The sequence below is a fragment of the Plantibacter flavus genome, from assembly GCF_900177615.1.
In the GTDB taxonomy this organism is placed as follows: Bacteria; Actinomycetota; Actinomycetes; order Actinomycetales; family Microbacteriaceae; genus Plantibacter; species Plantibacter flavus.
In genome coordinates, this window is sequence record NZ_FXAP01000004.1 from 330,690 (window position 1) to 342,357 (window position 11,668).

Below are 11,668 nucleotides of genomic sequence, written 5' to 3' on the forward strand. Positions count from 1 at the left end.
CAGTCTCGTGCGCCGATCGGCAGCTGTCAAGACACGTCTGCAGCTGAGGAATCGGCACCGACCGGCGAGGTCGCGGTCGACTCGCGTCGCACCAGTTCGAAGTCGGCGTAGACCCGACGGGGAGGCACGTCGTCGACTCCCCCGGCGATCCGCTCGATGAGCAGCGACACGGCGGTCCGGGCGATCTGCTCCCGCCCCGGTGCGATCGTCGACAGCGACGGCAGGGAGTACCGACCCTCGTCGATGTCGTCGAAGCCGATGACCGCGACCTCGTCGGGCATGGCGACGCCTCGTTCACTCAGGACCCGCATGGCTCCGAGCGCCAGGGCGTCGTTGAACGCGACGATGCCGTCGAACGCGACACCCTCATCGAGCATCGCGCGCATCGCGACCGCTCCATCGAAGCGGCCCCAGACCGGGACCTCTCGGACGAGCGCAGGATCGAACACCATGCCGGCAGCGTCCAGCGCGGCTCGGTAGCCGGCGAGACGCAGACTGGCCGAACTGACGATGTCGGCGCGGTGCGCTCCGAAGGCGACGATCCGCGTCCGACCGAGCGCGATCAGGTGCTCCGTCGCGGCACGCGCTCCCTCGGTGTTGCGCATCGTCACGTGGTCGTTCGGAGCGTTGAACATGCGTTCACCGAGGAGCACCATCGGGATGGTGACCTCCTCCACGACGGCGAGGTCCTCGTCGCCGAGGTGGAGCGCGCTGTAGAGGACGCCGTCGACCGCACGGAGTCGTGCGCCGCGCAACAACTCGGCCTCGCGCGCCCGGTCGCCGCCGCTCAGCTCGATCAGCACCGACAGGCCGAGCTGGTCGGCGGCGTGCATGACGGCGTCGGCGAGTTCGGCGAAGTAGGAGTTCCGGAGGTCGGGGATGATCAGGCTGATGACGCCGGACCGGCCGGAGCGGAGCCCCCGTGCGGAGAGGTTCGGGCGGTAGCCGAGCTCGGCGATCGCCGCGAGCACCCGCTCCTTCGTCGCCTGCTTGATGTGGGGGTAGTCGTTGACGACGTTCGAGACGGTCTTGGCGGACACCCCGGCGAGCTTCGCCACGTCGTGCAGGGTGGTCGCCATGATCCTCCTCGGCGGCGGCATGCCCGGCCGCCCAGTACGCACTCTACAACGTTGAAGGAGCGGCCCCGGATCCGGGCGTGTGGGCGATCAAGGAACCGGTGGACTCCCTCGGGACGACGAGGAAGCCGCTGACGATCGCGCGCGGAGCCTCCGGCTGCCCGGGTGCGGCGATCCGCTCGATCAGGAGCTCGACGGCGCGCTCGGCGATCTCCTCCCGGCCGATGTCGACCGTGGACAGGGTGGGGAGGGCGTAGCGCGTCTCGTCCAGGTCGTCGAAGCCGATGATCGCGACGTCGTCGGGGATCCGGAGCCCGGCGTCCTGCAGGACGCGCATGGCGCCGAGGGCCATCGCATCGTTGAAGGCGACCACGCCGTCGAACGGCAGGCCTGCGGCGATGACCTCGCGCATCGCGTTCGCCCCGTCGCTGCGGTGCCAGCTGACGACGGTGCTGACGTAGGCCGGATCGGCGGGGATGCCGGCGGCTTCGAGCGCCTCCCGATACCCCTGGAGGCGGAGGGCGGCCGGGCCCAGGGTGTCGTGCGGGTCGGTGCCGAGCGCGACGATCCGGCGTCTGCCCTGCGCGAGCAGGTGTTCGGTCGCCGCGCGGGCTCCGTCGACGTTGGCCATCGTCACGTGGTCGCGGTCGCCGTCGAACAGTTGCTCACCGAGGATCACCATGGGCCCGTCCGGGAGCAGCGCGCTGTCGTCGCGGTCGAGGCTGAGCGGGCTGTAGAGGATGCCGTCGACGAGCTGCATGCGCGGCCCGCGGAGGATCTCGAGCTCGACGTCACGTCCGCCGGCCACCTGCTCGATGAGCACCGAGAGCCCGCGCGCACGAGCCTGACGCATGACCGCGTCGGCGAGCTCCGCGAAGTAGGCGTTGCGGAGGTCGGGGATGATGAGGCTGATCACGCCGGACCGACCTGAGCGGAGACTCCGGGCCGAGAGGTTGGGGCGGTAGCCGAGTTCGGCGATCGCCCGCTCGACCTTGGAGCGGGTCGCGTCGCTCACGTGCGGGTAGTCGTTGACGACGTTCGAGACGGTCTTGATCGAGACACCCGCGCGGGCGGCGACGTCGTGCATCGTGATCGACACGCGTCTCCTCCCCCGGCCGGCTCACGGCTGTCAGCAGACTACCGCTCCGCCGGCACGGGGTGTCGTGGCCGCCAGCGCGGTGCGCCCACGCGAGCGCGGGTCAGTGGCCCCGGCCAGCGCGGTGCGCCCACGCGAGCGCGGGTCAGACGCGTGGGCGCCGGCCTCCGGAGGGGTGCGGTCACGCGCATGGCCCGCGCTCACACCGATTCGATCGATCTGGGGTCAGCGCACCGCGCTGGCGTCAGGGACCGAACACGAACGACGGGGGGGTAGACGACAGGCGTCGAGCGACGGGCGTCCTACCGGTCAGCCGCCGGTGAGCGGGACCCGTTTCTTCGGTTCGGTCGACATCCGGTGCAGCAACGGCACCGCGATGATGAGCGCGACACCGGCACCGAGCAGCAGCCCACCGATCGTGTCACTCACCCAGTGGGCACCGAGATAGGTCCGCGACAGCATCATCAGCAGCGTGTAGGCGACACCGATCAGCCACACCCAGACCCGCGGGAAGATGATCCCGAACGCGACGGCGATGGTCGCCGCGTTCGCACTGTGCCCCGAGGGGAACGAACCGAAGTCCGCGTGGACGAGGATGTCCTCGGGCCGCGACCGACCGACGATGTTCTTGATGATCTGCACCGCTCCGGCACTCAGGGCGGAGACGAGCGCGAAGTACAGGGCGGCCCATGGACGGCGCAACAGCAGGAGGACGGCGATCCCGAGCAGCGGCACGACGAAGATCGCGACGACCCCGCCACCGAGCCAGTTCATGACGAGCGCAGCCTGGACGAGCCACGGCGAACGCTCCTCGAGGACCTCCTGCATCCACTCCTCGTCGAACCCGAACGGGGCGTTCGGGCCACGTTGGAAGAGCAGCACGCCGAGCAGGAGGACGAGGACCACGGCGATCGCGCCGCTGATCAACGGCCATCGCCGGGAGACCTTCGCCGCGAGCTTCGGATCGGGCCGGATCGACGCCGGGTCCGGATCCATCGCGAGTGCGCCCGACTCGTCGAGGGCTGGCGAGACCGCCTCGTGCACCTCGGGAGCCGGTGCGGCTGCTGGGTCGTCGTGGTCGTCGGGTGCCGTCATCGTCCCATCATGCCGTGTCAGCCATGTCTCACGCGTGGGCTTGCACCACGAGGATGAAGCCCTGATCACCGCGCCGATGCGCCGCCGGATACGCGCGGACGGGCAGTGGCGGCCGACGTCAGACGGGCACGACGGGCGCGCCTGACGGGCGATACTGGAGCGGTGACGACCGACTCCCGAACCGCTGCCCTCGCCGACGACGCGCGGTGCCCCTGCCTGTCCGGTGAGACGTACGGCGCCTGCTGCGGGCGCCTGCACCGAGGCGAGTCGGTGGCGGCGACCGCGGAGGCGCTCATGCGGTCGCGGTTCTCGGCCTTCGCGGTCGGCGACGCGGAGTACCTGCTGCGCACGTGGCATCCGTCGACCAGGCCGGCGTCGCTCGAGTTGGACGGCTCGCTCCGCTGGTACCGGCTCGACATCGTCGCGACCTCCCGCGGTGGGCTGCTCGACACCGAGGGGATGGTCGAGTTCGTCGCGCACCACAAGGTTCCCGGCGTGCGGGGCTCGGCGGGGAGCCAGCACGAACGGAGTCGGTTCTCGAAGGACACCGGCGCGTGGACGTACGTCGACGGCGTGGACCCCTCCGCCTGACCGGGACCCGCTCGCCCGATCCGGCCCCGAGCCGGCGCGGTGCGCTGGCCCGAACCGCCCCGAACCGGCGTCAGCGCGGTGCGGCCATCCGAGTGACCGCGAACCGGCGTGACCGCGGGGCGCAGCCGTGAGCGCACCGCTCCGGAGACCCGCGCTCACGCCACAGGACCGCGCTCACGTCAGCGCACCGCGCTGGCGCAACCCACCAGGTCAGCCGGCGAGGGCGGGGACCTTCTTCGGCTGCACGATGAACCAGAGCGCACACACCGACACGACCGAGGTCGCGGCCATCACGGCACCCATGGGGATCGCGGTACCGATCCCGAGCACCCCGACGATGGGCGAGATGAGCCCCGCGAGGCCGAAGTTGAGGGCCCCGAGGAGCGACGCCGCCGTCCCGGCCTCGTGCCCGTGGTTCGCGAGTGCGAGCACCTGCACCGCCGGGAAGCCGAAGCCGCACGACAGGATGAAGAAGAACAGCGGCACCAGCACACCGAACAGCCCGACGTCGGCCATCGTCAGCGCGACGATCGTGACCGCCGAGATGAGCTGCACGATGGTCGTGCACGCGAGGATCCACTGCGGCCCGTACCAGCGCATGAGGCGGGACGAGATCTGCACGCCGGCGACGATGCCGAGCGAGTTCACCGCGAACAGGAGACCGTACTCCTGCGCGTCGAAGTCGTAGACCTCCTGGAAGAGGAACGACGAGCTCGAGAGGTAGGCGAACAGGCCCGAGAAGCTCATGCCACCGATGAGGGCGACACCGACGAACACGCGGTCGCTGAACACCGAGCGGTAGCGGTCGCGGACGGTGCTGTGTCCGGCGTCGCGACGCCGCGCCGGCGGCAGGGTCTCGACGATCCAGAGCGACACCGCGATGACCACGAACAGTCCGTAGGCGGCGAGGAACACGAAGAGTCCGCGCCAGTCGAGGACGAGGAGGAGCTGCGACCCGATGACCGGGGCGGCGATCGGTGCGAGCCCGTTCACGAGCGCGAGTCGCGACAGCATCCGCACGAGCGGCTTGCCGCCGAAGAGGTCGCGGACCATCGCCATCGCGACGACGCCACCGGCCGCCGCACCGGCACCCTGCAGCACGCGGAACACCATGAGCCACCCGATGTCGGGCGCGAACGCCGCGCCGACCGAGGCCAGGATGTGGATGCTCGTCGCGAGGATGAGCGGGAGACGCCGGCCGACCTTGTCGCTCCAGGGCCCCATGAAGAGCTGACCCACCGCGAAGCCGATCGTGGTCCCGGTGAGGGTGAGCTGGATGAGGCTGACCGGGACGTCGAGGTCCTGTTCGAGGATCGGGAACGCCGGCAGGTAGAGGTCGATGGTGAACGGCCCGAGCGCGGTGAGCGCGCCGAGCACGAGGATGTAGACGAGGCGCTGCCTGCCCGAGAGCGAGTCCCCGGGGTGGACGACGGTGATTCCTGCGGTGTGCACTGGTGAACGGATTCCTAGCGAGGTGCGGGGGTGGGAGGGGTGGTCCGAACCGATGTCGAATCGATTCGAGAAGCGGCGTCAAGGCTAGCAGCCGGGGACGCGTTTTCGCGACACCCCCGGACGACCGATCGGCGCCGACCTCACTCCACAGCCCCTGGGGAGCGCGGTCGTCTCGACGACTCCCAGACGACCGCCCAGCATCCGTTTCACGACGTTCGCTAGGCTGATCCGGCTGCAGACGAACCGGTCGCGGTCCGCCTGCCCGGAGCCCGATCCCCCCTGCATATACCCCCGATGCAGGCCCCGTAGCCGCCGACGGAAGAGAGCCATGCCAGACCACTCCCGAGCCCCGCTGCCGTTCCAGGTCGACCTCCGCGGAGTCGTCGACCTGCTCAGCCGCCACATCTACTCGGGACCGCGCGTCTACCTCCGCGAGCTCCTGCAGAACGGACGCGACGCCGTCGCCGCCCGTCGCGCCGAGGACCCGACGGCACCTCCCGGCAGACTCCTCATCACCCCGCACGTTCCACCGTCCGGCTCGGAGGCGGGTTCACCGTTCCGATTCCGCGACGACGGCGTCGGGCTCACCCGCGACGAAGCCGCCGAGCTGCTGGCGACGGTCGGCCGCAGCTCCAAGCGCGGCGACCTCGACGAACTCCAGCGCGGCGACTACCTCGGCCGGTTCGGCATCGGTCTGCTGAGCTGCTTCATGGTCGCCGACACCATCACCGTCCGCAGCCGCTCGGCTCGTGGCGGTCCGGCCATCGAGTGGATCGGCGACGCCGACGGCACGTTCACGATCCGAGAACTCGACGACGCCACGACCGCCGCCATGCCGATCGGCTCGGAGGTCGTACTCGACCCACGCATCGACGGCCCGCTGCACGACGGCAGTCTGCTCGGTCACGGCACGGTGCTCGGCCTCGCCACGACCTTCGGACGGTTCCTCGACCTCGACGTCGAGGTGGTCGATCCCTCCGCACCCGACCACCCGGTGCGCATCAACGTCGACCCGGTGTTCCGGACGGCTGAGGCCACCACTCGCGAGGCGCTCCTGGCGTTCGGGGAGGACCTCCTCGGGACGCGCCCGTTCGATGCCATCGAGATCGTGGTGCCAGGCACCGGCACCCGCGGCACCGCCTTCGTCCTCCCCTCACCGCCTCCGCCGGGCGCCCGGCAGGCGAGCCGGGTCTACCTCGGCGGCATGCTGCTGAGCGAACAGATCGACGACCTGCTTCCCGAGTGGGCGTTCTTCGTGCGCTGCATCGTCGACACGACGGGGCTCCGCCCGACGGCGTCGCGCGAGCAGCTCGTGCAGGACGACGCGTTGGAGTTCACCCGCGAGGCCATCGGATCAGCCCTGCGACGGTGGATCCTCGACCTCGCCCGCCAGCGGCCGCACCGGCTCCAGGAGTTCATCGGCGTCCACCAGCTCGGCATCAAGGCGATCGCCGCGCACGACGACGACCTCGCGAGCGCCGTCGTCCGATGGCTGCCGATCGAGACCTCCGCCGGCACGATGACCATCGACGAACATCTGTCGCAGACCGGCGTCATCCGGTACACGGCATCCCGCGACGAGTTCCGTCAGATCGCCGCGGTCGTCGATCCGGCCTCACCGATCGTCAACGGCGGGTACGTGTACGACCAGGAGATCCTGGAGCGACTGCCCCACCTGATCGACGGCGTTCGGGTCGAACGGGTGACGGTCGCCGACGAGCTCGACAACCTCGAGCCGCCGCACCTGGACGACCTCGCCGCGACGACGGCACTCGAGGACCGCGCCAGCCGCGTGCTCGCCGAGGTCGAGTGCCGGGTATCGGTGCGCCGGTACCGGCCGGACGACCTCGCCGCGCTGTACGTCGCCGACCCGTCCGTGCTCCGACGGCTCGAGCGGCACCGGGCCGCCTCGGTCGCGCCGGGTATCTGGTCGCAGGTGGTCGGGGCCGTCGACTCCTTCCTCGCCGAAGCCAGCCCAGGAGGCACTGAGGCCGACACCGCAGCCCGGCTCTGCCTCAACTGGAACGCGGCGCTCGTCCGCCGCTTGGCGACCCTCGACGACGACCTCGTGTTCGAGCGCAGCATCCAACTGCTCTACGTCCAGGCGCTCCTCGCCGGGCACCGCCCCCTCGAAGCACGCGACCGCCGCATGCTCGACGCAGCCATGACCGACCTGATCGGCCTCAGTGTCGGTCTCGACGACAAGGAACTCCGATGACCGACACCACCGCCACCCCCGTGAACGACATCGACCCCGACGCGAGCGTCCAGGACCTCCTCGAGGAGGCCGACACCCTGCCGTGTGGTCCCGCCGAGCGCGCCCTGCTCGACGAGGCACTCCGGCGAGCTGAGGCCGCCGGCGACGAGGAGGCCGCCTACGCGACCCGCATGCGGTTGACCCAGTCGGCGCACATGACGGGCGACACCGACGCGATGTTCAGCTCCTTCGGCTGGTGCGTCGGCAAGCACGACGCAGACCCGGAGCGCTTCCCGATCACGGTCGACGGCTGCGACCTGCTGTTCCAGTACAAGTGGATGGCCGGCCGGCTGTCGACGAACCCGACCTTCTCGCTCGCGCAGATCGAGGCCATGCACGAGGACATGCGGGCGAGGTACGCGGCGGCGGGCGCCACGATGAGCGGCGTGGTGCAGTCGCAGTTCCACATCGCGACGGTGACCGGTCGCCTCGACGAGGCCGCCGCGTTCCTGGAACGCCGCTCGACCATCGAGGACGACCGCTACAGCCACTGCGAAGCGTGCGTGCGCAACGAGGACGCCTGGTTCCACCAGCTCCGCGGGCACGACGACGACGCGATCCGGATCTATGACGAGATGTTCGAGAACCGCATGAGCTGTGGCGAGGAGCCGGAGACGAGCGAGGCACAGGCGCTCCTCCCCTACCTCCGCGCCTGCCGGTTCGACGATGCCAAGGCGGCGCACCAGCGCAGCTACCGGGTCGCCCGTTCCAACGCCGACGGATTCGGCATCATCGCCGACCACCTCGTGTTCTGCGCCGTCACGGGCAACGAGGCGCGCGGCCTGGCGATGCTCGAACGCCACCTGCCGGCCCTCGTCAACGACCCCATTAACCTGTCCGGGCACGCCGACGGGCTGATCGCGGTCGGGGTCCTGCTGGATGCCGTCGCCCGAGCCGGTCACGGTGATCTGCCCGTCCGCGGTGCCGACGCCCCGGAGCTCGCGCGGTACCTCGGCACCGAGTCGACCGACCCGGCCGAGTGGACCGTCACCGCGGTCGCGGCGCGCGCCTGGGCAGCCGCCGAGCACCTGGCCCGTGCCTTCGACGAACGCAACGGCAACGGATTCCGCACCGAGCGGCTCGAGGCCGCGCGGGCACTCGCGACGGAACAGTGGGACCTCCCGCTGTCGGTCGAGGGTTTCGCAGCGCCTGTCGCTGAGCCTGAACCGGCGACCACGGCCGCCGAGTGGCGCGAACGGACCTCCGCGCTCCTGCAGAGCGCCGATCCACGCGGTGCGATCGTCGCCGCCGAGCAGGGCCTCGCGCTCCTCGCGGACGACGCGGATCCCGACGAGAACCTCCGCGCCGGACTCCTGGGCGCGATCGCGCAGGCAGCGGTCATCGAGGGTGACGACGACCGCGCGTGGGCGGCTTGGGCCGACCGCGACACCGCGCTGCGTGCAGCAGGACGTATCGCGGTCGCGGACGTCGAGGCCCGCTTCGGCGTGGCCCTCCTCGGCACGGCGACCGAGGACCGGCTCACCCTCCTGCTCGCCGAGCTCGACGACGCCCGTCTCGTCCCCGTCGACGCGGACCGGCTCATCCACACGCTCGTCGTCACCGCACGCCATGCGTTCGAGCTGGCGGGATCGCAGACCGAGCAGGAGTCCGCGGAACGGTTCATGGGGATCGCCGACCGGCTCGCGGGAGAGGCCGTGCTCGCCGCCGCGGTCGACGACCCGGGCGAAGCAGGCCCGCCGGCCCGCCTCCTGCACGCGCACCTCTTCGCCGTGACCGGCCGGATCGAGGAGGCGGTGGAGCTCCTCGACCCACTCCTCGAGCCCGGGCAGCGGGCGTCCGTCCGCCTCCCGGCACTGACGCTCCGCACCCGCATGCTCGGCGGTGCCGGGGCCTTCGCCGAAGGGGTCGCGCTCGCCGACGAACTCGTCGCGCTCCAGACCGTCCTCGGCAACCGACTCGGGATCATCCAGGCGTGCTCCCTCTCGGCAGCCCTCCTGAGCGACGCCGACCGTGATCGCGAGGCCGCGGCCCGCATGCAGCTCGCGATCACCCACGCGAAGCGGGCGGAGTACGCCGACCTCGACTCGCTCACGCTCCAACTCGCGCGGTACCTCCAGTTCGCGGGCGATGCCGCCACGGCGCTCGAGCACTACGACGAGGTCTACCAGGCGAAGCGCGAGCACGCCGCGCCGGGTGAGCTCGCGGACCTGCTCGCCAACATGGGCGAGGCCGCGCGCATGATCGGCGAACACGGCATGGCGTACGGGGTGTGGCGCGCCGCGATCGACGACGCCGCGTCCGTCGGGAACGACCAGGTGGTCATCCGCACCGGCTTCGGGTTGAGCACGCTCCTCGTCCAGTTCGAGGACGACGACGCGGTCGAGGTCATCGACCAGGCACTCACCGCCGCTCGCCGGCTGGGCGACCCGCAGCTCCTCGTCCAGGCACTCCAGCGTGCGGCGAGCGCACGGGCGGCCTTCGGCGACGACACCGGGCTGCCGCTCTACTCGGAGGCTCGTGACATCGCCTCGGCGCACGAGGCGGCGTGGCTCGTGGCCGACATCACCGATTCGGAGGCCCGCTCGCTCGGTGCGCTCGGTCGCGCGGACGACGCGACGGCGACCGCTCGGCTCGCCGCCGCGGGGTTCGTGGCCGCCGGTGACGAGAACGGCGCGGCGGTGGCCGAGGTGTTCGCGGCGAGGTCGCGGGTCGCCGTCGACGACCACACCGGCGCCGTCGAGCTGTTCCGTTCGGCTCGCGGACGCCTCCCTGCAGGCTCGCCCGACTGGACGACGGTCACGGCCGAGCTCGCGGACGCGTACGAGCGCTTGGAGGAGCACACCGATGCGGCACTGCTCCGGGCCGAGATCGAGGAGTGATCGGGATCGTCCTCAGCGGGCCGACGGCACCGCGAGGACGGTCTTCGGACCGCGCCTAGGGCAGTCGCGCGAAGGCGCGGACGGGGAAGGTCGCGAAGTCCTCGACGAGTGGCGGCGTCGCCGTGAAGGCGGCGCCGCTCGCGGGGAGCTGCTCGAGGCCGGTGAGGTGCTCGACCACCTGGATCCCGGCCTCGAGGAGCAGCGAGTGGGCCGGACGCGCGCCACCGGACCCGGGCTCGGCGTCGTCGATGTTGATGGAGTCGATGCCGACCAGCACCACGCCTTGCTCGACGAGGTACCGCACCCCGTCCTCGGCGAGGTAGGGAGCGTCCTTCGTGTAGGCCTCGGTCGCGAAGTGGCGGTCCCACCCGGTGTGCAGGAGCACGGCGGTCCCGCGCAGGTCGCGCTCGAGGAAGACGTTCGCGCCGATGCCGCGTTCCGTCGAGTCTTGGAGGTGGAACACCTCGGCCGGGAGGTCGACAAGCTGCTCGAGCGTCAGGCTCGCGAGGTCGCCGCCGCCGGCGTAGCGGTGGTACGGGCTGTCGAGGTAGGTGCCGGTGTTGCCGACCATCTCGATCATGTCCATCGCGAACTCGGTGCCCTCGGCGTACTTCGAGCGCGAGTCCTCACGCGTGAGGAACGGACGGATCACCGGCTCCGGCAGCCCCGGGTAGGTGCGGAGGCCGGCTCGGATCGGGTGGCTGAGTTCGACGAGCGCGCCCTCCGGACGGGGGCGCACGGCGTCCGCCTGGGCTGCGGTGTCCGGGATCTCGAGCCCGGCCGCCGCTGCCGCCGCCAGGATCCCGCGCGAGCCCTTGTGCTGCTCGCGCACGATCTCGAGCTTGGTGATGCGGATCTCGCCGACCATCGCGAGACCGAGGTGCGTGACGAGCAGCCGACCGACCTCCTGCTGCTGCGCCTTCCCCTTCGTCTGTGCGATGGCGGGTGGCAGGTCGAGACGGAAGTCCTCGACGGCGAGACCGCCGCCGTTCAGGAAGCTGACGGTGGCATCGAGGACGGCGCGTTGTTCGGTCATGCCCTCATTCTGACGGGTGCCGCGAACCCTGCCGAGGGATTCTCGGCCATGGGCCACCGATATCCGGCCATGACCGTGGGGTCCCGTCGACTGGACGGCTGAGCGCACTCCACAAGCAGCCCTCGTGAGGCTTTTGTACACAGGGCTTGCATATCACATACCTCATGCTTATCCTCGATATGCAAGGACGGCTGACGAACCCGTCCGCGGACGAGGAGAGCCACC

8 protein-coding genes are annotated in these 11,668 nt (G+C 70.9%); 3 read left to right on the top strand and 5 right to left on the bottom strand.

Translation table 11 applies throughout. From position 1 onward, the window contains the following. Positions 1–26 precede the first annotated feature (26 nt). From B9Y95_RS14015 to B9Y95_RS14025, 3 genes are all read right to left on the bottom strand, one after another. On the bottom strand, positions 27–1,079 hold the full coding sequence (locus tag B9Y95_RS14015; RefSeq protein ID WP_085512607.1) for a LacI family DNA-binding transcriptional regulator: 1,053 nt from the start codon (positions 1,077–1,079) through the stop codon (positions 27–29). Between the two features lie 43 nt (positions 1,080–1,122). Beyond that, positions 1,123–2,175 carry a LacI family DNA-binding transcriptional regulator gene (locus tag B9Y95_RS14020; protein ID WP_085512609.1) on the bottom strand — a complete coding sequence of 351 codons (1,053 nt, stop codon included), beginning with the start codon at positions 2,173–2,175 and terminating at the stop codon, positions 1,123–1,125. Positions 2,176–2,481: 306 nt separating this feature from the next. Beyond that, positions 2,482–3,267, bottom strand: coding sequence for a phosphatase PAP2 family protein (locus tag B9Y95_RS14025; RefSeq protein WP_234994111.1), 786 nt, complete (start codon positions 3,265–3,267; stop codon positions 2,482–2,484). Positions 3,268–3,429: 162 nt separating this feature from the next. On the opposite strand from B9Y95_RS14025, the gene B9Y95_RS14030 reads away from it, so the two are divergent. Next, on the top strand, positions 3,430–3,858 hold the full coding sequence (locus tag B9Y95_RS14030; protein WP_085512611.1) for a YchJ family protein: 429 nt from the start codon (positions 3,430–3,432) through the stop codon (positions 3,856–3,858). Positions 3,859–4,068: 210 nt separating this feature from the next. Here the strand turns inward: B9Y95_RS14030 and B9Y95_RS14035 are convergent, their stop codons facing one another. Continuing rightward, positions 4,069–5,310, bottom strand: coding sequence for a multidrug effflux MFS transporter (locus B9Y95_RS14035; RefSeq protein WP_205858686.1), 1,242 nt, complete (start codon positions 5,308–5,310; stop codon positions 4,069–4,071). A gap of 328 nt (positions 5,311–5,638) precedes the next feature. On the opposite strand from B9Y95_RS14035, the gene B9Y95_RS14040 reads away from it, so the two are divergent. Both B9Y95_RS14040 and B9Y95_RS14045 read left to right on the top strand, forming a co-directional pair. Next, positions 5,639–7,528, top strand: coding sequence for an HSP90 family protein (locus B9Y95_RS14040; RefSeq protein ID WP_085512613.1), 1,890 nt, complete (start codon positions 5,639–5,641; stop codon positions 7,526–7,528). Then, positions 7,525–10,407: a hypothetical protein gene (locus tag B9Y95_RS14045; RefSeq protein WP_085512616.1), complete on the top strand. Its 2,883-nt coding sequence runs from the start codon at positions 7,525–7,527 to the stop codon at positions 10,405–10,407. Before B9Y95_RS14040 ends, B9Y95_RS14045 begins: the two co-directional genes overlap by 4 nt. 55 nt (positions 10,408–10,462) lie before the next feature. Here B9Y95_RS14045 and B9Y95_RS14050 read toward each other — a convergent pair whose 3' ends face one another. After that, positions 10,463–11,443: a cyclase family protein gene (locus B9Y95_RS14050; protein ID WP_085512619.1), complete on the bottom strand. Its 981-nt coding sequence runs from the start codon at positions 11,441–11,443 to the stop codon at positions 10,463–10,465. Between the last annotated feature and the right edge of the window lie 225 nt (positions 11,444–11,668).

Coding starts and splice junctions, on each gene's coding strand:
- B9Y95_RS14045 (WP_085512616.1), top strand. CDS start 7,525: ATGACCGACACCACCGCCACCCCCGTGAACGACATCGACCCCGACGCG.
- B9Y95_RS14040 (WP_085512613.1), top strand. CDS start 5,639: ATGCCAGACCACTCCCGAGCCCCGCTGCCGTTCCAGGTCGACCTCCGC.
- B9Y95_RS14025 (WP_234994111.1), bottom strand. CDS start 3,267: ATGACGGCACCCGACGACCACGACGACCCAGCAGCCGCACCGGCTCCC.
- B9Y95_RS14015 (WP_085512607.1), bottom strand. CDS start 1,079: ATGGCGACCACCCTGCACGACGTGGCGAAGCTCGCCGGGGTGTCCGCC.
- B9Y95_RS14050 (WP_085512619.1), bottom strand. CDS start 11,443: ATGACCGAACAACGCGCCGTCCTCGATGCCACCGTCAGCTTCCTGAAC.